The sequence below is a fragment of the Nocardia sp. NPDC057668 genome (genome assembly GCF_042799795.1).
GTDB lineage: Bacteria > Actinomycetota > Actinomycetes > Mycobacteriales > Mycobacteriaceae > Nocardia.
On sequence record NZ_JBHVIC010000005.1, the window covers coordinates 612,812 to 635,806 of the forward strand.

Sequence of the window (22,995 nt, forward strand, 5' to 3'; positions counted from 1 at the left end):
TGTGCGACCAGTCGTAACCATTCCGCCTGCACGTCGGGACACGATGCGGACACTGGTTCATCGACACGACCCCCCGAAAGGGTTAACAACCCCATCATCCACCACTACCAGGACAGCTCCCGGCAGTGGTTCGCCTCGTCGGGCCCCTCGGTCTGCAGGGTCGCGTGATCGATGTGGAATCGGCTGGACAGCAACTCCTGTGCGGCGCGCAGCACCGGGCCCGTCGGGTGCGGCGGTGTCACGGTGAGGTGCGCCGACGCCACCTCCATGCCCGAGGTCAGGGTCCACACGTGCAGGTCGTGGATGTCCGCCACCCCGGGTATCGCCCGCAGGGCGGCGGTCATATCGTCCACGTCGAGCCCTTCGGGACTGTGCTGGAACAGGATTCGCAACGAGCGCTTGGCCAGCACGTAGGTGCGCGGCAGCACCCACACGCCGATCGCCACGCCGATGATCATGTCGGCGTACCGCCATCCGGTAGCCAGGGTGATGGCCGCGGAGAGCAACACGCCCACCGAGCCGATGAGATCGGCGAACACCTCGAGGTACGCGCCGCGGATGTTGAGGCTCTCCTGCGCGCCCGAACGCAGCAGCAGGAACGAGACGATATTGGCGATCAGCCCCAGCGCGCCCACGATCAGCACCGGCCACCCCGGGACCTCCGGCGGCTCCCCCAGCCGCGCGATGGCCTCGTACAGCACGTAAATCGCCACGCCGAACAGCAGCAGCGCGTTCGCCAGGGCCGCCAGCACCTCCGCGCGGTAGTAGCCGAAGGTTCGCGTCGCGGTCGGCCGACTGCGCCGCGCCAGCAGAATCGCCGACAGCGCCATGGAGATGCCGACCACATCGGTGAGCATGTGCGTGGCGTCGGAGAGCAGGGCCAGGGACGAGGTGGCTATCGCCACCACGAACTCGACCAGCATGAATATCAGGGCGATGGCGAGTGCGAGCACCAGGCGGGGCAGGTATTTGCCCGAGGCGCTGGACGGCGTGACGCCGTGCGAATGATCATGTCCCACGCCGACCAATATATGCACGAATGCGCATGAATGCAATCAGCTGTGTGGGGATGTCGTGGAGGTATCCCCGGGTCCGGCCGCACACACGGCAGACTGGTGTGCGTGACCGATTCGTCCCAGACCCGCGCCGCCGCGACCGGCCCCCCGCTGCCCGCGGGCGCGCTGCGCCCCATCGAACTCGCGACCGGCGCGGTCCTGGGCGGCGCGACCGTCGGATTGGTGACCGTCGGTTCGCTGGTTCCGTTCGCCGCCGCGCTGCAACTGGTGGCGGCCGTGCCGATCGGACTGCTCGCGCATCGGCACCGCCTGCGCGCCCTGATCACCGCGACCATCGCCGCGACCCTGGTGACCTTCGTGGCCGGCGGACTCGTGCCCGCCGTGAACCTGGTCGGCGTCGCGGTGGTCGGCGGCATCATCGGCATCGTCAAACGACGGCACGGCGGCCTGCTCGCGGTGCTCGGACTCTCCCTGCTGACCGGCCTGCTGGGTGCATCGTTCTCCGTCGGAATGCTGCTGCTGTTCTCCCGGGCGCGCCAACTGCTGTTCGACAGTATCGCCAACACGGCCAAGGGCCTGGAGAACATCGCGGCGCGCCAGTCGGCGCTGGAGCCGCTGGGCCGGGGCATCGCCGAGGCCACCGAATACGTCCTGCGCTGGTGGTGGCTGTTCGTCGGCGGCGGCGTGGTTTTCGCGATGCTCGCCAGCGGCGTCATCTCCTGGTTCGTACTCGGCTCGGTGCTGGACCGGCTGGCCTGGCTGCCCGGCCGCGACGACCTGCTCGACGCGCCCGCCGACGACCGCCCCATCGCACCGCTGCCGATCACGTTGCGCGAGGTCACGTTCCGCTATCCGAACGCGCGCACCGACGCCCTGCACGGCATCGACCTGACCGTCCGCAGCGGCGAGTTCATCGCCGTCGTCGGCCACAACGGCTCCGGAAAGTCCACGCTCACCCGAATTCTCGCGGGCCGCCCGCCGACCGGCGGCACGGTCACCCGCCCCGGCGCGGCCGGACTCGGCCTGCGCGGCGGCACCGCCATGGTGCTGCAGCGCCCCGAGAGCCAGACCCTGGGCGTCCTGGTTCGCGACGACGTGGTGTGGGGCCTGCCCACCGGCCACGCCGCCGAGGTCGACATCGACGGGCTGCTGCGCGAGGTCGGCCTCGAGGACATGGGCGGGCGCGAGACCGCCACCCTGTCCGGCGGGCAACAGCAGCGTCTGGCGGTGGCCGCGGCCCTGGCCCGCAAACCCACGCTGCTGCTCGCCGACGAAGCCACCTCGATGATCGACCCGGAGGGCCGCCGCGACCTGGTCGCACTGCTCGCGGATCTGCCGCGCCGCCACGACATGGCGGTGGTGCTGGTGACCCACCACGAAGCCGACGCCGCCGCCGCGGACCGGGTGATCCACCTGCGCGGCGGGCGCACCGTCGACCAGCTCCCGGCCTGGCCGCGGCCGGTCCGCGATCAGCGCCGGCGGCCCATGGGCAACCCCGTGCTGGAACTGCGCGACGTCCGGCACACCTACAACAGCGGCACCCCGTGGGAGGCGCCCGCCCTGCACGGGGTCGACCTGAGCGTGCGGCGCGGGGAGGCGCTGCTCATCGTGGGCGGCAACGGTTCGGGCAAATCCACCCTGGCCTGGATCATGGCAGGGCTCACCCTGCCCAGCTCCGGCAGCTGCGAACTGCGCGAACTCACCGGCAGCAAGCCGGTGCACAAGCGAATTCGCGCCGTGCAGTTGGCCTTTCAGCATTCCCGGCTGCAGTTGCAGCGCCAGACCGTCGGCACCGAGATCGAGGACTGGGGCGGCAACGGCACCGCCGCGGTCGCCCGGGCGCTGGACGCGGTGGGGCTGGACCGGGCGCTGGCCTCGCGGTCCATCGAGGAACTCAGCGGCGGTCAGGCCAAACGCGTGGTGCTGGCCGCGATGGTCGCCAGCCGCCCGCAGGTGGTCGTACTGGACGAGCCGCTGGCCGGACTCGACCCCGAAGGCCGCGCCGGAGTCGTGGAACTCATTGCCCGGCTGCGGGATTCGGGCCTCACCCTGATCGTCATCTCGCACGACATAGCCGACGTCGCCGCCGTGTGCGACCGCATCGTGCACCTGCGCGCGGGCCGCATCGCCGAGAGCGACACCGTCGCCGCGCCGCCCGCCACCCACGATTTCACCGGAGGATTCCGATGAGCAGCGTCGTACTGCGCGAAGTGCCGGTCGACAGCCCGGTGCACCGGCTCTGGGCCGGCACCAAGATGATCGGCGCGTTCGCGGTGAGCGTGCTGCTCATGTTCGTGCCGTCCTGGCCGCTGATCGCCATCGCCGTCGCCTTCCTGGTGCTGGTGTGGGTGCTGGCGAAACTTCCGCTGGGCACCCTGCCGCGCTTCCCGTGGTGGTTCTGGGCGGGCATCGCGCTCGGCGCGCTCATCAACGCGCCGGTGGGGATGACCGCGGTGCTGTCGTACACCAAGGTCGTCATCTTCGGTTTCATCCTGCTCGGGGCCTCGTTCCTGATCGCCTGGACCACCCCGATGGGCGAGGTCGCGCCCGCGCTGGCCAAACTCGCCGCGCCACTGCGCCGCGTCGGCTGGACCCGGCACGGGGTGCGGCACCGGATCCCGGTGGACGAATGGGCCGTGGTCATCGCGCTGACCCTGCGCGGCCTGCCACTGCTGCTCGAGGAGATGCGCATCCTGCGCGCGGCGCGCCGGCTGCGCCCCCGCGATTCGGTAATGAAGATGGCCGAGCAGAACCCGCTCGTCGACATCCTGACCGCCGCCATGGCCGTATCCAGCCGCCGGGCGGGCGAACTCGGCGAGGCCATCACCACCCGCGGCGGCACCGGCGAACTCACAGCACGCCCGGGCGCGCCGGGCCGCGCCGACGTGGTGGCCTTCGCGATCATCGCGGCGGTATACGTCCTGGGATTCGGTATCGACCTGCTCATTTGACCAACACCGGTCCCGAAAATGATTCGACGTGTCGGTCCGGCACGCTAACGTGGTGTCCAAGAACGCGGGGTAGCGCAAAAGCACGGGGGCTCAACATATTTCCGGCTGGAACGGAATTGTTCGTGTTGGGCGTGCGTTGGCCCGGAAACCTGATGAAGATTGGACACAACACAATGCTGCGCAAATTCACCGCTGTCGCCGCACCCGTCGTGACCGCCGTCGCCATCGCGGGGGCGGGGATCGCACAGGCCGAGCCGGGTACGCCCGACATCGGCTACGAGGCACGCCTGGTCGGCAACACCGTGGTCACCACCCTCACCGACGGCGAGTTCGAATACGCCGGAAACACCGTGAACATCAAGGACACCGCGGGCAACACGGTGGTGGCCCTGCCGCTGTCGTTCGTCGCGGACGGCCTGGTCCACCCGCTGCCGAGCACCATCAGCGACGACGCCCGGACCCTGTCGCTGACCGCGGTCAAGGACGCGGCCGCGACCCGTCCCGCCGCCGTGCAGGAGATCGCCTCGCCGATCGAGAACCAGAAGGCGATGGCGAACTTCTCCAGCCAGTTCGGCATCGCCACCGCGGTCGGAGCCTTCATCGGCACCGCGGTCGGCGCCCTGATCGGCGCGCTGATCAGCTCCCCGACCGGTCCGGGCATCGTGGCCGGGCTGATCACCGGTGCGGCGGTCGGCAGCATCATCGGCTCGCTCGCGGTGGGTGGTCCGACGCTGTTCGTCGCCGGTATCGAACTGATCTCCACCCTGGCGGCCGCCCCGGGCACCACCAAGTGGGCGAGCGTCAGCGAGTTCTAGCGATTACTCCGAATCACTTGGGGCGCGGTTGATTCCGGCCGCCCCCGAGGGTTCGCGACGCGGGTCCCGATGATCACCGGCCCGGGAGGTGTCAGCCCACACCGACCCGGGCGGGTGCGCCGGTAGCCGAAACACACGGGGGGATCAGCGCACGTTGCAGCCCGGCGTGGCCGGAATCCCCGCGAATCGGTCCGACAGATAGCCCAGGACGCCCAGAGATTCGACGACCGCGGCGGGATTGTGGCCGGAGATGCCCGAATGCACCGCGGTCAGGTTCGCGCCCTGGGTGCAGTAGTTCTCCACCAGGGCGCTGAAGCCCTCGACCGGGATCACGTCGTCCTCGACGCTGTGATAGAGGTACAGCGGCACGTCGGGTGCGTTGCCGCCCAGTTCCTGACGCAGGGTCGCGGTGCGAAATGCCGGGTGCCACAGCAGATTCGGGGTGTCGGAGTAGTCGTCGAGCTGTCGATTGACATATCTGGCGACCAGATCCGCTCCGCACGCGTTCGCCTCCCGCACCAGCAGGTCGCGGCCGTTCTGATTCAGCGCGTCGTACAGGCCGGAGCCGGGATCGTTGCGCGCCAGCGCCACCAGGATCAGCACCGCCAGACCGGCCTGCCCCTGACCGTTCACCCGCTGCGCGATGGCGGCGATGTCGGCGGGCACCCCGCCCGCGGCCACGCCCGCGAACCACAGGTCCGGGGCATAGCTCGCGCGCTGCTGCATGGCCCACAGGGTCGCGAACGCGCCACCCGAATAGCCCCACGCACCGATCGGGCTGGCATCGGTGATCCCCAGCGGTGGAAAGGATTTGGCGGCGCGGACGCCGTCCAGGACGCCGCGCCCGGAGTTCACGCCGTCGAAGAAGCGCGATTGCGGACCCTCGTAGTCCGAGACCACGATCGCCCAGCCGCGGCGCAGCATCTCGGTCAGGAACGGCACGTCCAGCAGGGTGTTGACGATGGAGAAATCACGGCCGCCGCGCAGCGCGTACGAGGGCGCGCAGCGGGTGCCGAGACTGTCCTCGGCGACCTGATAGGACAGCAGCGGGCGGGTGCCCGGGCCGAACCAGGGCAGCAGCGGGGCCAGCACGGTCGCCATGTCCGCTACGGCCGCACCGGCGGAATCGGTGCTGCGGTACTGCACCTGCCAGCCCGCGACCGGCAGCGGCAGGCCGAACACCGAGATGGGGCGCGAGTTCAGTACGGCGCCGTTGTCCGCGGCCCCGAGCCCGGCCGGCGCGGCGTAGAACGGATCGTCATCGGGGAACGGGACGTTCGCGTGCGTGAGCGGCATCGCCACCGCGGCCGCGACCATCGCCACCAGCGCGACCAGGATGATCCGGCCCCACATTCGCACTCTGTCCGCACCCCTTCGCGCGCTGTTCGAGATTCCCCTGACCGATGCGACATCCCACCGCATATACACGCCTCCAGCGTCCCTTTCGCCGACGCTCGGGGCACGAGAAGACGCGCGTCACGCCGTCCTCCATATTCCAGCGCATCGGAGTTTCAAACGTACTGCCCGGAATACCCGCAGGTCAACGTGCTCCCGCGCGTCGCAGCTACGGCGAGGCGACCGAAATACACTGCCTCACAGGCGGATCGAACGGCCCGTTCGGAGCGCACCACACGCACCCCACCGTCGCGCGATTCATACCTATTGCCCCGGTTCACACACTCACCGAAACTCGCAAACCGGACATCCGTCGTCAGAGTACGACGCCGCGGCGCCCGGCCTCCGGCGACACAGCGACACAGCGACCCGATCGGTATCGACTCGGATCGATGCGCCGCCCCGGCGGCTCGGATCGCGACACCGCCGCCTCCCCCGCGGGCGAGCGTCCCGGTCCGGCCGTCCGCCCCGCCGCGGATCCGATGCCGGTCGGCCGAGCCGAGTGGCAGTCGCCGGTTATCCACAGTCTTCCCGGGGTGTGGACCGGGGGTTGTGGATCAACGAAGGGTCCAGATGCGGGTTACTGGATATTTATCCACAGGCCAGTGGGCGGGATGATGGGCCGATGCTGTTACGCCGGGTGATCGCCCTCTACGTCGGGTTGTGGTGGTACGGGCTGTCTATGGCGATCATGCTGCGGGCGGCGCTGGGCCTGGACCCCTGGGACGTGTTCCACCAGGGCGTCGCCGACCACGTGCCGCTGAGTTTCGGGACCGTGGTCGCCATTACCGGTGCGGTGGTGTTGCTGGCCTGGATTCCGCTGCGGCAGCGGCCCGGACTGGGCACCGTCAGCAATGTCGTGGTCATCGGCATCGCGGTGGACACCGGGCTGTGGCTGCTCCCGGAGGTGGACGGCTTGCCCGCCCGGATCGCGGCCATGGTCGCGGCCGTCGTGCTCAACGCCGCCGCCACCGTGCTCTACATCGGTGCGGGCATGGGGCCGGGTCCGCGCGATGGCCTGATGACTGGACTGGTCCGGCGGACCGGCCGCCCGGTGTGGCTGGTGCGGAGCGGCCTGGAGGTCACCGTGCTGAGTATCGGCTGGCTGCTCGGCGGCAGCATCGGCGTCGGCACCCTGGTCTACGCCTTCGGCATCGGGCCGCTCATCCACCTGATGATCCCGTTCGCCGATCGCTTCCTGCCCGGATTCCATCCCGAGCCCGCACCCGCGGCCACCGCGCCCGGCCCGGCCGCCCCGGCCCCGGCCTGACCTGGACCGCGTTCGCGCGCGACCGGACACGCGTAGGGTGGGCGGGCGAAAGTTGTTGTGGGAGCTACCGATAGCGGAGAGCGATGCGGCACGGTAACGGTGTTGAGATTCCGGAGACGCTCGAGGACGTGTGCGCGCCCGAGCGCATGGCGCTGATCGTCTACGACATGCAGGTGGGGGTGCTCGGGCAACTCGAGCACGGGCCGCAGATCATCGAACGCGTGGTACGGGTGGTCGAGGCGGCGCGCCGCGGCGGATACCCGATCATCTTCCTGCGGCACATGTTCCTGCCGAAACGGCTGATGGGCGCCTTCGCGCTGCGCATGGCCATGAGCTGGCAGCAGGTCGACTCGGTCGAGGCCGTCGTGCCGATCCTGCAGCGCGACACCCCGGGCTTCCAGCTGGTGCCCGAACTGCAACCGCGCGCGGGCGAGATCGTCTTCGACAAGACCTCCATGTCGGCCTTCGAGGGCACGCCGCTCGCCTCCACCCTGCGTGATCTGGGCATCGGCGCGTACGCCATCACCGGCGTCGCCCTCGAGATCGGCATCGCGCCGACCGTGACGCACTCCACCGATCTCGGGTTCGTACCGATCGTGGTGCGCGACGCCGTCGGCGGCAAGGACGAGGCCGGATTGGCCCGCGCCTGGGACGAATTCGCCTTCCAGGGCCACGTCATCGAGACCGATGTGGACACCATCGCACCGCTGCTGGAGAAGTCCGGCTAGCGCTCGCCGTCCGGCGGTGCGCTCGGCGTGAAGATCCAGGCCTGCCCGTGCTTGCCGGGCAGGTAGACCGAGTCCCGCCGTTTGGCGATCACCCCGGGCGCGTCGTCCGCGCGGGCGCGGGCCAGGGCCTGCGCGCCGGAGCCCCGCAGGGGCGCCGGGACCACCAGGACGGCCGCCGCGCCGGTCAGTGCTTCCAGTACCCGCCGGCGATCTTCATAGCGCTTGCGCAGCAGTGACGTGCCGTTCAGGAACAGGATGTCGGTGGCCACGAACACGGCCCGGCTCGGATCCGCCCGCAACAGTGCGGAATCGGCGCGGCCGTGCTCGTCGAAGACGACGGCCGCGCCGTCGAGCACCACGCGATGTCCGGTCAGCGCGGGACCGAGTTCCGCCAGGGCCGGGTACTTTCCGGTGACGGTGCGCCCGGTGCGGCCGCGCAATCGCACCGTGCCGTCCTCGATCTCGGCGATCAGCCGCACGCCGTCGCGCACGAGGTCGAAACTCCAGTGCTCGGCGTCCAGTTCCGAGACGTCACCGTCGGTGGCGCGCATGGGGAGCAGATCGCGCGGCATCGCCGCGCTTCCTGGTGAATCAGATTGCCCGCCAACGGCTTTCGAGACACCCGCGGACTGATCCTTCATCAGGTGCATGAGCCACTGTTTACCCTCGGTCCGGATCAGCGCGTAGCGCCCGTTCAGCCGTTGCCCGCTGAACCGGACGATGACCTCGTCGTCCCGCCACTTCTCGGTCTCGTAGGTCCCCGAATCCCAGATGCCCATCTCCCCCGCGCCGTACTCGCCGCGCGGGATGGAGCCGTGAAAATCCAGGTATTCGAGCGGATGATCCTCGGTGTGCACCGCGAGCCGGTTCTCGTGCGTATCGACCGGCGGCCCCTTGGGCACCGCCCAGGACACCAGGACGCCGTCCCGCTCCAGGCGCACGTCCCAGTGCAGCCGGCGGGCGTGATGTTCCTGCACCACATAGCGATTCCCGGCACTCGGGGCGGGCGGCGACGCGGGGACCGGTTCCGGCGTGCGCGCGGCATCCCGCATGGAACGGTAGGTGTGCAGCCGATCCGGCTGCGCGGCAACGGAATCCGCTTCCAGCGGCGGGTCCAGTTCGGCGAGCGGATCACCGTCGCTCGCGAAGCGGCGCAGTACTTCCTCGAAGCGCAAATGCCGCAGCTTCTTCCGATCCGCTATCTCGTCCCACTCGCGCGGCGCGGCCACCCACGGCTCCTCGCGCCCGCGCAGGGAGTAGGGCGCGATGGTGGTCTTGGCCGGATTGTTCTGGCTCCAGTCCAGGAAGACCTTGTCCGCGCGCGCGGCCTTGGCCATGGTCGCGGTCACCAGTTTCGGGCGCAGCTGTTGCAGGTTCGTCGCCACCTGCTTGGCCACCGCCGACGCCCCGTCCGGACCCAATTCCCGGTCCAGGGGCACATAGATGTGAATCCCCTTGGAGCCGCTGGTCACCGGGAACGCCCGCAGGCCCACCTCGGCCACCACATCGCGCAGGATCAGCGCCACCTCGGCGCACTGCGCCAGCCCCGCGCCCGGTCCCGGATCCAGATCGAAGACCAGCCGGGTGGCCGGTCCCCGGGCCGTCCCCGCGAAACGCCATTGCGGCACATGCACTTCCAGCGCGGCCTGCTGGCCCAGCCACGCCATGCCCGCCACCGAATCGATGAGCGGATAGACCACATCGCGGTCGGAGTGCGCCAGGGACCGCCGCTCGATCCACTTCGGCGCGTGCTCGGGCAGATTCTTCTCGAAGAACGCGGTCTCGCGAACCCCGTTCGGCCAGCGCTTGCGGGTCACGGGGCGCTGCGCGATATGCGGCAGCAGGGCGGGGGCGATTGCGGTGAAATAGTCGATGACCTCGCCCTTGGTGGTCCCGGTCGCCGGATACAGCACTTTGTCGAGGTTGGTGAGCCCAACCTCGACGCCCCCGAAATCCCGCCGGGACCTCATGGGGTGCAGTCTAGGGCCGGGCCGCGCGAATTCCGGGCACCCGGCACCGATCGAGCGTCCGGCCCGGCATGCGGCCCGGCGACAACGCCGACGGGCCGCTCGGTCACCGGCGGCGCAGCGCGATCCGCCGGACCCGAACGGCCCGTGAGATGTGCGGCGGCGGACTAGGCAGGCGGCTGGTTCTTCGGCGCCTCGTCCGCGGCGGGCGGCACGGGATCCGGCGCCGGCGCGGGCTCCGGTTCGGCCACGGCCTCGGTGGGGGCGGGGGTCGCGGCGGGCGCGGGAGCCGCTTCCGGGGCGGGAGCCGGGGCATCGGCTCCGGCTGCGGCGTCGGCCGGAATCGCGTTCTTGACGGCCTCGGAACCCTTTTCGATCTGCGAGGAGTACTTTCCCCCGGTCTTGCCGTCGATGAACGTACCGGCCTTGTCTACCGCGTTCTCAATTTTATCGGCGTTCTGGGCCGCCACTTCCTTGCCCTTGCCGACCAATCCCTTGAGCGTGTCAATCAGACTCACAGCTGCTGCACTCCTTCACTCTCGGTCTTCGGTCATTCGCGCACATCCTCCCACCACGAATCCCGTGGTGGGAGGCCAATCGGGTCGATCCGCTGACCCGGTTTGGGCACGGCGACCTCGGTACCGGCCTCCTGCGCCGCCGCGACCAGCCGCCGGACGGGCTCCGACCAGCCGTGGAACGCCAGATTGAAGGTGGCCCAGTGAATCGGCACCAGCAGGCCGTATCCGGCGTCCCCGACGCACAGATCGGCGTGCGATCGGACCGCCTCCTCCGGATTCATGTGCACATCCGGCCAATGCCGATCGTAGGCGCCGATCGGTAGCAGCGTCAGATCGAAAGGTCCCAGGCGCGCGCCCGCCTCCGCGAACGCCTTGGTATAGCCGGTGTCGCCGCCGAAGTAGACGCGGCGGGTCGGACCGGCGATCGACCAGGACGCCCACAGCGTGGTGTTGCGCACCAGGCCGCGGCCGGAGAAATGCCTGGCCTCGGAGCAGGTGATCACCAGGTCGGTGCCGTCGTCGCGATTGCGGTTCAGATCCGAGAGGGCGACCGAAGCGGCCCAATCCAATTCGACGACCCGATCCTGGGGCACGCCCCACTGGCGCAGGTGCGCGCCGATGCCGATGGGCACGATGAAGACCGCGTCCTGCCCGGTGACGAGGGCGTCGACGGTCTCGCGATCCAGATGGTCGTAGTGGTCGTGCGAGATCAGCACCGCGTCCACCGGCGGCAGCGCCTCGATCGGGGTCGGCACCGGATGCAGCCGGGCCGGGCCGACCAGCGGCGAGGGCGAGACGCGCTCGCTCCACACCGGATCGGTCAGCACGCGGTAGCCGTCCACCTCCACCAGGCAGGTGGCGTGGCCGTACCAGGTCACCGCCAGATCCGCGGCCTGCTCGGGCAGCGCGGGCGTCTGCACCGGGATGCGGCCCGGCGGGCGGCCCGAATTGCGTTGGGTCAGAAGTTGATACAGCAGTTCCAGACCCGAGCCGGTGAGCTGACTGCTCGGCTCGGTGTTGTGGAACTGCCCTTTGCGATAGGTCGCCGCACCCGTGGCGGTCGGGGCGATGGCCGACATCGACGCACCGATGGCGGAGGGAATGCCCCACGCCGCCCGCACCAACCAGGAGATACCGAAAGCACCAGCTGCCATACCCACCAGTTTCCGCGAATTCGCGGTCATGCGCCCCCCGTTCATCGGCCCTGGAATTTCGCGGGACGCTTCTCCATCCGTGCCACTCGCGCCTCCTGCGCATCTTCGCTGGTCCAGGCTGCGCGCAGGGCATCGGCCTGCGCGTTGGTGTCCTCGCCGCGGGTGGCGTCGTCGTTGAAGACGAGCTTCATGTGCCGCAGCGAGAGCGGGGCGAGCTCGGCGATGTGCTTCGCCCACATCTGGGCGTCCGCGAGCGTGCCGATCTTGTTGGCGAATCCGAACGTGTAGGCGTCCTGCGCCGAGATCCGTTCCGCACCCAGCAGCACCGTGCGGGCCGGGCTCGAGCCGATCAGCGACGATAGTCGGCGCACGGTCCAGCGATCAACGGAGATACCGAGTTTCGCCGCGGGTACCGCGATGAACGAATCCGAGGTCATGACCCGCAGATCCGAGGCCAGGGCCAGCTGCACCCCGGCGCCGAAGGCCCCGCCGTTGATCGCCGAGATCACCGGCACCGGCACGGTCTCGATGGCGTGCAGCATGGCGAGCAGGCCGGACAGGAAACTGTCCGAGTAGACACCGTCCAGATCCGCGCCGGCGCTGAAGAGCGGGCCCTGGCCGGTCAGCACGATGACCCGCGACGTGGCCGCGGCCTCGTCGATCGCGGCGTGCAACAAGCCCACCAGCTCTTCGTTGAGTGCGTTCCGCCGTTGCGGACGCTGCAGTTCGATGGTGACGACCTCGCCATCGCGGCTGACTCCGAGCATTTGTCCTTCCCCACTGAGCTGCGTACCCGTGCTTTGCTTCACTCTAAGCGGGCGTACCGTCGGGTCCGTGACAGCAACACCCGATGTCGACATCCTGGTGATAGGCGCCGGGCAGGCCGGATTGTCGGTCGGCTATCACCTGCGCCGCCTCGGATTGACGCCCGAACGGGACTTCCTCATCGTCGACCACTCCCCCGCGCCGGGCGGGGCGTGGCAATTCCGGTGGCCGTCACTGACATTGAGCACCGTGAATCGGGTGCACGATCTGCCGGGCATGTCATTCGCGGAGACATTGGCCGCCGATGCGGTGGGCGCGGGCGACGTTCAGGCCGCGACGGCCGTGCCGCACTATTTCGCGCTCTACGAGAAGCGGTTCGATCTGCGCGTGCTGCGGCCGCGCTCGGTGCGTGTGGTCTGCGACCGCGCGACGGGCGCGACCTGCCCCGATGCCGAAGTGGACGGGTTGCTGCACGCCGAGACCCGGGCGGGCGGTGCGAACTCGGGCGCGAATTCAGACCAAACAGTTTCTATTGGCGGCGCGGACAGGACCATTCGCGCGCGCGGTCTCGTCAATGCCACGGGCACCTGGGACAAACCCTTCATTCCCTATTACCGGGGCGCGGATACCTTCGCGGGACGGCAATTACACGCGCACGACTACCGCGACGCCGCCGAATTCGCCGGCAAGCACGTGATCGTGGTGGGCGGCGGCATCACCGCCGTCCAACTGCTCGACGAGATCTCCGCGGTGACCAAGACCACATGGGTGACCAGGCGCGAACCGGTGTTCCGGGACGGCGCGTTCGCACCCGAGGACGGGCGCGCGGCCGTGGCGCTGGTCGAGGACCGCGTCCGGCGCGGCCTGCCGCCCGGGTCGGTGGTGTCGGTGACCGGCCTGCTCGAGACCGATCGGGTGCGCGCGGCCCGCGCCCGCGGGGTCATGGACCGCAAACCCATGTTCGACCACATCGAACCCGGCGGCGTGCGCTGGGCGGACGGCGAGTTCCAGGCCGCCGAGGTGATCCTGTGGGCCACCGGATTCCGCAGTGCCCTGGACCATCTGGCTCCGCTGCGCCTGCGCGGGCCGGGGGGCGGCATCACCATGACCGGGCGGCTGGCGACCCAGGTCGCCGCCGATCCGCGCATTCACCTCATCGGGTACGGGCCCTCTGCCAGCACCATCGGCGCGAATCGCGCCGGGCGCGCGGCAGCAGCGGAGATCACCGAATACCTTGGCCTGCCGGTGAATTGACGCCGCAGGCCGGTCCGGCGCACCAGGGGTCGAAGGCCCCGCCGGCGCGCCGGCGCCGCAGGCTACTCGGGCGCGCCCGCGTCGAAGGTGTCCGGATCCGGGCCGAGGCGGGAGCCGCGGTCCAGGCCGGTGATCCGCGCGACCTGCGCACCGGTGAGCTCGAAATCGAAGATCTCGAAGTTCTCCGCGATACGAGAAGGCGTGGCCGACTTGGGAATCGCCACGTTGCCCAGTTGCATGTGCCAGCGCAACACCACCTGTGCGGGGGTGCGGCCGGTCTCCTGCGCGATCGCCAGGATCTCCGGATCCTCGAACTCCGCGCCCCGGCCCAGCGGGCTCCACGCCTCGGTGATGATGCTCTGCTCGGCGTGGAACTTGCGCAGCTCGTTCTGGGTCAGATAGGGGTGCAATTCGATCTGATTCACCACCGGGGTCTCCCCCGTCTCACCGATCACACGCTCGAGATGTGCGCGCTGGAAGTTCGAGACCCCGATGGAGGTGACCCGGCCCTGCGCCTTCAACGCCTGCAGGGCGCGGAAGGTGTCGACGTACAGATTGGACCCGGCAATCGGCCAGTGAATCAGATACAGATCCAGCACATCGAGCCCGAGCCGCTCCATGCTGGCGTCGAACGCGCGCAGGGTCGCGTCGTACCCCTGCTCGGAATTCCAGAGCTTGGTCGTGACGAACACCTCGTCCCGCGCCAGCCCCGACTTCCCGATGGCCCGCCCCACCTCGGCCTCGTTGCCGTACACCGCCGCGGTGTCGATGCTCCGATACCCCACCCCCAGAGCGGCGCTCACGATCTCCACCGTCTCGTCGGCGTCGACCTTGAACACCCCGAATCCGAGCTTGGGCATGATCTGCCCGTCCCCCAGGACGATCGACGGCACTGCGCTGGTCTCGCTCCGGTAAGTCACCGTTCCGACGGTAGGAGCCCTTTCCGCGCACGTCAACCACGCTCCCCGGCGTGTTAGCCCTGGCAGAGGCTTTGTGAAGTAGCTAACTTTCAGCTTCCACGGTTCGCGTCGGCAGGCCGGCTACCGGGGGTCCAAGCAGATGGGACCCAGAATCGGCGGGTCGAGCTGGCATCGGGTGAAGGACCCGGAATCAATGAGGAACTCCCGAAATCCGGGGATGACGCCGCCCGACGGACCGGAGCCCACTGCCAGCAGATCCAGGAGGAGTTTCGTTTCGAGGGCGCCCGAACCCGAGGAGCTACCCGCCGATCCCGATCCCGCCACTTCCGCGGGCGCGGTATCAGCCGACGCAGCGGCGGAACCGCTCATGAGTGCCGCGGTGGCGATCGTGCCGATCATGAGTAAACGAGCTGTCGAACGCATTGGGCCTCCAGGTAATTCGTTGCAAGTGCTGGTTCGAGTAGCGGCCGGCTGCGCGGAGCCGGCCGACGGTTTACTGGGTGCCCAGGCAAGGGAACGTTCTCGGCGGGTCGAGCTGGCATCGGGTGAAGGAGCCGGAATCGACGAGGAGTTCCCGCAATCCGGCGATGGCCTGGTCGCCGCCCGGGCCGGAACCCGCTTGCAGCAACCGCAGGAGGTCTCCCACGACCAAGGCGACCGATGCTTGCGACGAGCCGGCGGCCGATCCCGAATCCGCCACCTCCGCGGGCCGGGTGTCGGCCGACGCCACGGCGCCGCCGCTCGCGAACGCCGCAGCGGCGATCGTGCCTATCAGGAGTAGACGAGCTGTGGTGCGCATGGGAGAACCTCCGTGATTCGACTGCGGCGTGACCCCCTGGCGCACGCGGCTAATTGCTGTCACGGAGGAAATTAGTGCGGGACAGCGAGTTCGGGGAGCCCCCGAAGTCGGTGGCGGCAACAATCCCGGCGGGGGCGTCAGGGGGTGAGCAGGCCCAGGCGGCGGTAGCGGTTGCGGCGCAGGGACTGGAGCTCGGGGACCGGCTTCGTGGTCAGGTCGGCCAGGGCGGCGGCTATCGCGGACACCGTGCGCAGGGCGAAGTCGACGGGTTCGTCGGCGGCGTCGGGGTATTCGGGGATTATCGCGTCGACTATGCCGTTCGCAAGGAGGTCCTTCGACCGAATGCCCTGGGCGGCGGCGAGTTCGGGGGCGTGCAGGGTGTCGCGGTAGACGATCGCGCTCGCGCCCTCGGGCGGGAGGGGGGCGAGCCAGCCGTTGGCGGCGGCCAGCACGCGGTCGGCCGGCAGCAGGGCCAGGGCGCCGCCGCCGCTGCCCTGACCGAGCAGGACCGAGACCGTGGGGGTGTCGAGGGTGACGAGATCGGCCAGGCAGCGGGCGATTTCGGGAGCGAGACCGCGTTCCTCGGCCTCGCGCGAGAGCGACGCGCCGATGGTGTCGATCACCAGGACCAGGGGAACGCGCAGTTCGGCGGCCAGGTGCATGGCGCGCCGGGCCTCGCGCAGGGCGGCGGGACCCATGGTCTGATCGGCGGACTGGCCCGCGCGATCGTGGCCGAACAGGATGCAGGGCTGACCGCGCAGCGAGCCCAGGGCGTGCACCACGGTGCGATCGGCCTCGCCCTGCCCGGTACCCGAGAGCGGGACCCGATCGGTGGCGTGCCGCAACAACTCTCGGACGCCGGGCCGATCCCCCCGGCGCGAGACCAGCACCGACTGCCAGGCGGGCATGTCATCGGCGCCGCGCAGCGCGGGCCCGTACAGCTCGCTCCCGGCGCGCAAAACCCCGATGCCGGTGTCGAATTCCCTGGCGTCGCCCTGACGTTCGGGCAACGCGGCGGCCGGCCCGCACAGCACGTTCAGCGCGCGATGCGCGATGCGGCGGAAGACACGCACCGGCACCACACCGTCGATGACCCCGTTGCGATAGAGGTTCTCGGCCGTCTGCACCCCGTCCGGGAAGTCCCGGCCGTACAGCGCCCTGTAGACGCGCGGCCCCAGGAACCCGATCAGCGCTCCGGGTTCGGCGAATGTCATGTGCCCCAGCGATCCCCACGAGGCGAACACGCCACCCATGGTCGGATTGCGGAGATACACCAGATACGGATGCCCGGCCGCTCGATGCGCCGCGACAGCTCCGGCGATCTTCACCATCTGCACGAAAGCGACTGTGCCCTCCTGCATTCGGGTGCCACCCGAGGTCGGCGAGACGACCAGCGGCAAGCCGAGCTCGGTCGCGCGCTCCACCGCGACGGTGATCCGCTCGGCCGCGGCGACGCCGATAGAGCCTGCGAGAAACCCGAACTCACACGCGATCACGGCGACCAGCCGCCCGCGCAGCAACCCGGAACCGGTGAGCACCGACTCGTCGGTGCCCGCCGACCGCTCCGCCTGCGCCAGTTCGGCCCGGTACCCGGGCGCGGCGTCGACGGCCACCGGCGGTCGATCCCAGCTCTCGAAAGAACCGGGATCGAGCATGTCGCCGAGCCACTCGCGCGCCGAGATCTTCACGCGCGCGAGCATAGTTGACCCCGACGTCGCTGCGGTCAACGTCGGCGGTCGCGTCCCGCTAGTACCCCTGCACGACCTTGCGCAGGGCGTATTCGGTCACCGCGACGAGCGCCTGCTTCACCGGCTCCCGGCGACGGGCGTCCATCGACAGGATCGGGGTGTCCGCCGGCACCGCCAGCGCCTGGCGGATGTCCTCGACCGGATACCGTGGCGCGTCGTCGAATTCGTTGATCGCCACCAGGAAGGGTAGGTTCCGCGCCTCGAAGTAATCGACCGCGGCGAAACTGTCCTCCAGCCGGCGGGTGTCGACCAGCACCACCGCGCCGATGGCGCCGCGGATGAGGTCGTCCCACATGAACCAGAAGCGGTACTGGCCAGGTGTACCGAACAGGTACAGCACCAGATCGTCGGCGAGGCTGATGCGACCGAAATCCATGGCCACCGTGGTGGTGGCCTTGGACGGCACTCCGGTCAAACTGTCAACGCCCACACTGGCATTGGTCACCAAAGCTTCGGTGCGCAGCGGAACGATCTCCGAGACGGCACCTACCAGGGTCGTCTTGCCCACACCGAAGCCGCCGGCGACCACGATCTTGGCCGACGTGGGCTTGCTGGTGCGCGTATCGACCTGTGTCGTCGAATCAAATACGCCGGAGTCCACTGAGAACCCTTTCGATCAGCTCGCGACGTTCATCGTCGCTGGAATCGTCTTTCAATGTCGCCGAAACCCGCACATGGCCGGCTTCGATGAGGTCGGCGACCAGCACCCGGGCGACCCCGATGGGAATGCCCAGGCGCGCTGCCACCTCCGCGACAGACGGCGATTCTCTGCACAACTCCACGATGGACGTTTCGATGTTGGTGAGTTCGAACTGCCGCTCGAGGGCGACCGGATGCGATGCGACGAGCGCCTCCAACGCCAATTCCACCTTCGGCCGCGTGCGACCGGCGGTCAGCGAATAAGGGCGAACCAGGCTGGGTTCGGCGCTCCCAACGCGTTCGTTGTCTATGTCCATCCCGCCATCAGGAACCCATCGTGACGCGAGGTGTGGCCTGAACCGTCTGGCCCACTCGCTCGACCAACAACGCCATCTCGTAACCCACCTGACCGATGTCACACGAGGTATTCGTGAGCACCGCGAGGTACGAGCCGTCGCCGACTGCCATGAGCAGCAGGTAGCCGTGTTCCATCTCCACGACGGACTGCAGCACCGTGCCGCCCTCGAACAGATTCGACACACCCACCGACAGGCTCGCGAGGCCCGCGGTTACAGCGGACAGCTGCTCGGCACGGTCCACGGGCAGCTGCGCGCTCGCGGCCATCAATAGGCCGTCGGCCGACACGAGAACCGCGTGCGCAACGCCGGGAACCTCATTGGCGAAGTTCGAAACCAGCCAATCCAGCTGACGCTTCGTACCACCTAGATCGGGGTTCATCGGTCTCCTTTATCTCCGGTTAGGTTCATTTCTTTCATTGCGCGGCCATCCCGGACACCTTGCTGATGCCTTGCCAAACTCGACCTGATGGATTCTGGGTCGCGATGGGCGGCCTTGTCAGCGTTTCCGTTGACACCGCCCGGCACGAGTCGGTTGCCCGGATCACGTTGCGGCAGACCCGCGGCGGTACGCCGCTGCGGTTCGGCCTGCACCGCGCGCTGTGCGGCCTGCCAACCCTCATCACCGGGTGATTCGAAGGAGGAGGCCACTTGGGACCGGTCCGCACTCGGATCCGACAGCCACGCCGACATCATCTCAGCGAAGATCGGCGTACCCATCGACGCCTCGGACTCCCCGGCCGGCTGCAGCCGGGTCTGGAAGAACGAAGCGGCCTTCTGCGGATTGGAACGGAAGCTGTGGCGTCCGCGATCCTTCGGATCACCGGACTCCTCGCCCTGGGACAAACCGGACGCGGCCGGATCCCGCTGCGGCAGACCGACACCCGGCAGCGGCGCCGGACGCTGCGGCAGACCCGCACCCGGCTCCCGCTGGGGCAGACCGCCACCGGGGGCGCGCTGGGGCAACCCGCCGGACGCCGGATCCCGCTGCGGCAGACCACCGGTCGCGCCACGCTGCGGCAGACCACCCGGGGCCTCGCCACGCTGCGGCAGACCGGGAGCACCGGCCTCGCCACGCTGGGGCAGACCGCCGAAGGGGTCCGGCTGCGCGCCGGGGGCGCCGCGCCGCGGCAGACCGCCCGCGTTCGGATCCCGCTGCGGCAGACCGGAAGCACCGGCGTCACCGCGCTGCGGGAGACCGTTCTCACGCTGCGGCAGGCCGTTCTCGCGCTGCGGCAGACCACCGTCGCGCGGCGGCAGGCCGTTCCCGGGCTCACGCCGGGCCGGGCCCGAATCACGCTGCGGCAGACCACCGGCGGCGTCGCCGCGCTGCGGCAGGCCGTTCGGGGCCTCGCCACGCTGCGGCAGCCCACCCGGGCCGCGCTGCGGCAACCCGTTCGGCTCACCGTCACGTGGCGCCGGGACATCACGCTGCGGCAGGCCCGGAGCACCGGCCTCGCCGCGCTGCGGGAGACCACCGTCCCGCTGCGGCAATCCGTCACGTGCGGGCAGCCCGCCCTGCGGGGCGCCGTTCTGACCGGCCTCGCGCTGCGGGAGCCCGGAGGGACCCTGCGGGGCGGCGCCGCGCTGCGGCAGTCCGCCCTCGCGCGGCGGCAGGTTGCCACCGGCGCCGGGACCCTGCGGGCCGCCCAGCGCGGAATCACGCTGCGGCGCACCATTCTTGCCCGGATCACGCTGCGGGAGCCCGCCCGCGGCCGAACGCTGCGGCGGCAGACCCACACTCGGCTCCCGCGACGGGGCGCCGTTGGAACCGGGCTGACGCTGGGGCAGACCACCCGTACCGGGGTCACGCGGGGCGAGCCCACCGGCAGACGGATCGCGCTGCGGCAGCCCGCCCGGGCCGTCACCGCGCGGTGCGAGACCGCTGGGATCACGCTGCTGCGGCGGCACGGGGCCGCGCTGCTGCAGACCACCCGGCTCGCCCGGACCGCCGGGCGCACCCGGACCGGCCGGACGCTGGGGCATACCGCCGGGAGCGCCCTGGCGGCGCATCATGTTCGCGGCCAGACCGCCGCCCGGGCGGGCCGGACCATCGCCCGGCTGCCGCGGCGGCAGGGACGCGCCCGGCTGTGCGTCGGCGCCGGGAGGAATCTGCGCGCCCGGCGCGCGCTGGGGTAGGCCGCCCGGCGCACCCGCGCCGGGAGCCGCCACCGAATGCTTCATGGTCGGGCCGTTGGTACCCGGCTGCCGCTGCGGCAGACCGCCGCCGCCGGGCTGGCCGGTACCGGCCAGGCCGGCCGGAATCTGGGTGCCCGGGCTGCGCTGCGGCAGTCCGCCGGTGTTCTTGGCAGCCGCCGGAGCCGGGGCGGCCGGGGCCGGCGCCGGGCCCTGGCCGGCCGGAATCGGCCCGCTCACACCCGGATCCACGGTGACCATGACGTTGCCGGTCGCGGTACGGGTGACCGCGCGCATCTGCATGGAAGCGGGGGTGCCGCCCTGGTTGCCCGCGCCCTGCGGGGCCGGAGCCTGCTGATTCGGCTGCGGCGGTACCGAAATCGCGCCGCCGCCGGTACCGACGATGAGCGCCTTGGGCACGTGCACGGTCACGGTCACGCCGGGATCGCGCGCGGTGTCGAACGTCGGGCGCAGCCGCACGGTCAGGCCGTGCCGCTCGGCCAGCCGGCCGACCACGAACAGACCCATGTGGCGAGCGGTGTCGGGGCCCACCTCGGCGGTGGTCTCGAGTCTGCGGTTGATCTCGGCCATCTCCGCGGGCGGCATGCCGATGCCGCGGTCGGCGACCTCGATGAGCAGACCGGTGTCGTGCGCCTGCGCGAAGGTGAACTTCACGTCCGTCTCCGGCGGCGAAGCGCGCAGCGCGTTGTCGAGCAACTCGGCGAACAGGTGCGCGAGGTCGGAGGCGGCGGGTTCGGTGAGCGAACCGCGCGGGGTGGCGCCGAGCTTGACGCGCTCGTAGTCCTCCACCTCGGAGATGGCCGCGCGCAGCACGTCGGCGATCTCGACCGGCGCGGACTTGGTCCGGCGCTGTTTGGTGCCGGCCAGAATCAGCAGGTTGTCACCGTTGCGGCGCATACGCGCGGCGAGATGGTCCAGGCGGAAGAGGTTTTCGAGCAGGCGCGGGTCCTTCTCGTCGTACTCCATCGCCTCGATGAGGGTGAGCTGATGGTCGACGAGGGACTTGGAGCGCCGGGCCAGGGTCTCGAACATGTCGTTGACCTGGGTACGGATCGCGGCCTGATCGGCGGCCAGGCGCAGCGCCTGCCCGTGGATGTCGTCGACCGCGCGGGCCAGCTGGCCGATCTCCTCGTCGGTGTGCACCGGCATCGGTTCCAGCGGCACGTCTTCGGGGTCGGCGCCGTCACGCAGCGCGGTGACCTCTTGCGCGAGGTCGTATTCGGCGACGCGGAGCGCGGCCAGGCGCAGGCGGCGCAGCGGGACGATCATCGCGCGCGCGATCAGCACGGCCAGCGCGAGCGCGCCGAGGATGGTGGCGATGACGACGATCGAGTACCGGACGGCGTCGCCGCGCGCGGTGGAGGCGAGCGAGTCGACTCGGGCCACGATGTCCCGGGTCGCGTTGGTGCTGATCTCCTGGTACTTGCCGATACTGACGACCAGCGAGTCCTTCAGCTCGGTCGCGGGCAGCTGCCCGGCCTGCGCCTGCGGGCTGGTGATCAGCTGCAGCCGGGTGTCGATCTGACCCTGCAGGTCGGAGATGAGCGCGTCACCGTCGGGGAAGCGGTGGCCGATGACCCCGAGCATCTGACGCTCGGTGCTGATCGAGATCTGGATGTCGCGCAGGCCGTCCTTGGTGTTGCTGCGCAGCACCTCGGCGAAACCGGCGATCTGACCGACGAGCACGACGCGGGTGTTCAGGGCGTCGACCAGACGTAGTTTGGATTGGTCGACGGACTTGTCGGCGATGGTCGAGACGATGGTCTCCACGGTCCGGACGCTGTTGGCGCGGATCCGTTCGATCTGATTGGTGCCCTCGACGGTCGTCGCCAGGGGTGCGAGCCCCTGCGCCAGTACCGCCTTCGAGGCGACGATCATGTCTTCGAGCGCGGCCTTCGCGGTCGGCATCGAGTTCAGCTCACCCGTCGCCCGCTCGGCGAACTTGATGGCGGTGTCCAGCGTCGCCAGTTCCGGCTCGGTCGTGAACGACTGGGTTCCGATCTTCACCATCTGCCCGCCGACCACCTGACCGGCGGCCGCGCTCAAACCCGTGATCGCCGGAATGACGGCGACGTGCTCCACTGCGGTCGACTGCCTCGTCGACTCTGAGAACTCTGCCGAGATCCTCGACGCACCCAGGACGACAGCGACCAAAAGCGGGACGGCCAGTACTGCCGTCACCTTCCATCGCAGGTCCCAGTTGCTCAGCGCCCAGCGCTTATTGCTGCCGGACGACCTTGCGGCGTCACGCATCTCCCACTCACTTTCCAAACTGGCCCCAGCCACGCGCCATCGGCGAGCCTCCGCGATCGCACGCGGGGCCCGGCGAGCGGAGCGAGGCGAGAACTGCGGCTGGCCGAGAAATTGCGTCCAAGACGGCCGAAATATGTGACATGCGATTCTAACGGATCAATAACTTCTTGTGTGACCTCTTGGCAACCACCGGTCTCTGACCAGCCGTTTGCAGGCAAAATCAAAGGTCGCGGCGTCCGCCCGGACGTCGCGTGAAGTCTGCCACAATCAGGCTGATCTATCGAGGCGGG

General features: G+C 69.8%; 19 protein-coding genes. 6 read left to right on the forward strand and 13 right to left on the reverse strand.

Annotated features, from left to right (window positions below; all coding sequences use genetic code 11):
• Positions 1–104: 104 nt before the first annotated feature.
• Positions 105–1,019 (reverse strand): cation diffusion facilitator family transporter, encoded by a 915-nt coding sequence (locus tag ACFVBH_RS30020; protein WP_379006722.1) that lies wholly within the window; start codon positions 1,017–1,019, stop codon positions 105–107.
• Positions 1,020–1,121: 102 nt separating this feature from the next.
• On the opposite strand from ACFVBH_RS30020, the gene ACFVBH_RS30025 reads away from it, so the two are divergent.
• From ACFVBH_RS30025 to ACFVBH_RS30035, 3 genes are all read left to right on the forward strand, one after another.
• The gene (locus tag ACFVBH_RS30025; protein ID WP_379006725.1) at positions 1,122–3,206 is read left to right on the forward strand and encodes an ABC transporter ATP-binding protein; all 2,085 of its coding nucleotides are present in this window, start codon (positions 1,122–1,124) and stop codon (positions 3,204–3,206) included.
• The gene (locus ACFVBH_RS30030; protein WP_379006727.1) at positions 3,203–3,967 is read left to right on the forward strand and encodes a CbiQ family ECF transporter T component; all 765 of its coding nucleotides are present in this window, start codon (positions 3,203–3,205) and stop codon (positions 3,965–3,967) included. The genes ACFVBH_RS30025 and ACFVBH_RS30030 overlap by 4 nt, the downstream gene beginning before the upstream one ends.
• 152 nt (positions 3,968–4,119) lie before the next feature.
• Positions 4,120–4,782: an ammonium transporter gene (locus ACFVBH_RS30035; RefSeq protein ID WP_379006729.1), complete on the forward strand. Its 663-nt coding sequence runs from the start codon at positions 4,120–4,122 to the stop codon at positions 4,780–4,782.
• Between the two features lie 144 nt (positions 4,783–4,926).
• Here the strand turns inward: ACFVBH_RS30035 and ACFVBH_RS30040 are convergent, their stop codons facing one another.
• Positions 4,927–6,135 (reverse strand): lipase family protein, encoded by a 1,209-nt coding sequence (locus tag ACFVBH_RS30040; RefSeq protein WP_379006956.1) that lies wholly within the window; start codon positions 6,133–6,135, stop codon positions 4,927–4,929.
• 667 nt (positions 6,136–6,802) lie between these two features.
• On the opposite strand from ACFVBH_RS30040, the gene ACFVBH_RS30045 reads away from it, so the two are divergent.
• Both ACFVBH_RS30045 and ACFVBH_RS30050 read left to right on the forward strand, forming a co-directional pair.
• A complete protein-coding gene (locus ACFVBH_RS30045) occupies positions 6,803–7,447 on the forward strand; it encodes a hypothetical protein (RefSeq protein ID WP_354984469.1) in 645 nt (214 codons plus the stop codon).
• 83 nt (positions 7,448–7,530) lie between these two features.
• The gene (locus ACFVBH_RS30050) at positions 7,531–8,175 is read left to right on the forward strand and encodes an isochorismatase family cysteine hydrolase (RefSeq protein WP_354984468.1); all 645 of its coding nucleotides are present in this window, start codon (positions 7,531–7,533) and stop codon (positions 8,173–8,175) included.
• Here the strand turns inward: ACFVBH_RS30050 and ligD are convergent.
• From ligD to ACFVBH_RS30070, 4 genes are all read right to left on the reverse strand, one after another.
• Complete coding sequence (gene ligD / locus ACFVBH_RS30055; protein WP_379006732.1) at positions 8,172–10,145, reverse strand: non-homologous end-joining DNA ligase; 1,974 nt, start codon at positions 10,143–10,145, stop codon at positions 8,172–8,174. The two genes, ACFVBH_RS30050 and ligD, sit on opposite strands and share 4 nt — an antisense overlap.
• Positions 10,146–10,309: 164 nt before the next feature.
• Entirely contained in the window at positions 10,310–10,660 is a 351-nt protein-coding gene (locus ACFVBH_RS30060) for an antitoxin (RefSeq protein ID WP_379006735.1), read from the reverse strand.
• Between the two features lie 32 nt (positions 10,661–10,692).
• Entirely contained in the window at positions 10,693–11,814 is a 1,122-nt protein-coding gene (locus ACFVBH_RS30065) for an MBL fold metallo-hydrolase (protein WP_354984465.1), read from the reverse strand.
• 41 nt (positions 11,815–11,855) lie between these two features.
• The gene (locus ACFVBH_RS30070) at positions 11,856–12,581 is read right to left on the reverse strand and encodes an enoyl-CoA hydratase (protein WP_354984464.1); all 726 of its coding nucleotides are present in this window, start codon (positions 12,579–12,581) and stop codon (positions 11,856–11,858) included.
• Between the two features lie 67 nt (positions 12,582–12,648).
• On the opposite strand from ACFVBH_RS30070, the gene ACFVBH_RS30075 reads away from it, so the two are divergent.
• Positions 12,649–13,833, forward strand: coding sequence for an NAD(P)-binding domain-containing protein (locus ACFVBH_RS30075; protein WP_354984463.1), 1,185 nt, complete (start codon positions 12,649–12,651; stop codon positions 13,831–13,833).
• 62 nt (positions 13,834–13,895) lie between these two features.
• Here ACFVBH_RS30075 and ACFVBH_RS30080 read toward each other — a convergent pair whose 3' ends face one another.
• The 7 genes from ACFVBH_RS30080 to ACFVBH_RS30110 form a co-directional block, all read right to left on the reverse strand.
• The gene (locus ACFVBH_RS30080) at positions 13,896–14,753 is read right to left on the reverse strand and encodes an aldo/keto reductase (protein WP_354984462.1); all 858 of its coding nucleotides are present in this window, start codon (positions 14,751–14,753) and stop codon (positions 13,896–13,898) included.
• A gap of 493 nt (positions 14,754–15,246) precedes the next feature.
• Positions 15,247–15,552 carry a hypothetical protein gene (locus ACFVBH_RS30085; RefSeq protein ID WP_354984461.1) on the reverse strand — a complete coding sequence of 102 codons (306 nt, stop codon included), beginning with the start codon at positions 15,550–15,552 and terminating at the stop codon, positions 15,247–15,249.
• 137 nt (positions 15,553–15,689) lie between these two features.
• Positions 15,690–17,240 carry a carboxyl transferase domain-containing protein gene (locus ACFVBH_RS30090; protein ID WP_379006742.1) on the reverse strand — a complete coding sequence of 517 codons (1,551 nt, stop codon included), beginning with the start codon at positions 17,238–17,240 and terminating at the stop codon, positions 15,690–15,692.
• 58 nt (positions 17,241–17,298) lie between these two features.
• The gene (locus ACFVBH_RS30095) at positions 17,299–17,901 is read right to left on the reverse strand and encodes an ATP/GTP-binding protein (RefSeq protein WP_354984459.1); all 603 of its coding nucleotides are present in this window, start codon (positions 17,899–17,901) and stop codon (positions 17,299–17,301) included.
• The gene (locus ACFVBH_RS30100; protein WP_067531005.1) at positions 17,882–18,256 is read right to left on the reverse strand and encodes a DUF742 domain-containing protein; all 375 of its coding nucleotides are present in this window, start codon (positions 18,254–18,256) and stop codon (positions 17,882–17,884) included. The genes ACFVBH_RS30095 and ACFVBH_RS30100 overlap by 20 nt, the downstream gene beginning before the upstream one ends.
• A gap of 7 nt (positions 18,257–18,263) precedes the next feature.
• Positions 18,264–18,677, reverse strand: coding sequence for a roadblock/LC7 domain-containing protein (locus ACFVBH_RS30105; protein WP_029930951.1), 414 nt, complete (start codon positions 18,675–18,677; stop codon positions 18,264–18,266).
• On the reverse strand, positions 18,674–22,534 hold the full coding sequence (locus tag ACFVBH_RS30110; protein WP_379006746.1) for an ATP-binding protein: 3,861 nt from the start codon (positions 22,532–22,534) through the stop codon (positions 18,674–18,676). The genes ACFVBH_RS30105 and ACFVBH_RS30110 overlap by 4 nt, the downstream gene beginning before the upstream one ends.
• Positions 22,535–22,995 lie beyond the last annotated feature (461 nt).

Bases quoted from the DNA above. Each gene is read 5' to 3' on its own strand.
- ACFVBH_RS30040 (WP_379006956.1), bottom strand. From the start codon at position 6,135: ATGTGGGGCCGGATCATCCTGGTCGCGCTGGTGGCGATGGTCGCGGCC.
- ACFVBH_RS30035 (WP_379006729.1), top strand. From the start codon at position 4,120: ATGAAGATTGGACACAACACAATGCTGCGCAAATTCACCGCTGTCGCC.
- ACFVBH_RS30100 (WP_067531005.1), bottom strand. From the start codon at position 18,256: ATGGACATAGACAACGAACGCGTTGGGAGCGCCGAACCCAGCCTGGTT.
- ACFVBH_RS30070 (WP_354984464.1), bottom strand. From the start codon at position 12,581: ATGCTCGGAGTCAGCCGCGATGGCGAGGTCGTCACCATCGAACTGCAG.
- ACFVBH_RS30050 (WP_354984468.1), top strand. From the start codon at position 7,531: ATGCGGCACGGTAACGGTGTTGAGATTCCGGAGACGCTCGAGGACGTG.
- ACFVBH_RS30030 (WP_379006727.1), top strand. From the start codon at position 3,203: ATGAGCAGCGTCGTACTGCGCGAAGTGCCGGTCGACAGCCCGGTGCAC.
- ACFVBH_RS30045 (WP_354984469.1), top strand. From the start codon at position 6,803: ATGCTGTTACGCCGGGTGATCGCCCTCTACGTCGGGTTGTGGTGGTAC.
- ACFVBH_RS30065 (WP_354984465.1), bottom strand. From the start codon at position 11,814: ATGGCAGCTGGTGCTTTCGGTATCTCCTGGTTGGTGCGGGCGGCGTGG.
- ligD (WP_379006732.1), bottom strand. From the start codon at position 10,145: ATGAGGTCCCGGCGGGATTTCGGGGGCGTCGAGGTTGGGCTCACCAAC.
- ACFVBH_RS30085 (WP_354984461.1), bottom strand. From the start codon at position 15,552: ATGCGCACCACAGCTCGTCTACTCCTGATAGGCACGATCGCCGCTGCG.
- ACFVBH_RS30105 (WP_029930951.1), bottom strand. From the start codon at position 18,677: ATGAACCCCGATCTAGGTGGTACGAAGCGTCAGCTGGATTGGCTGGTT.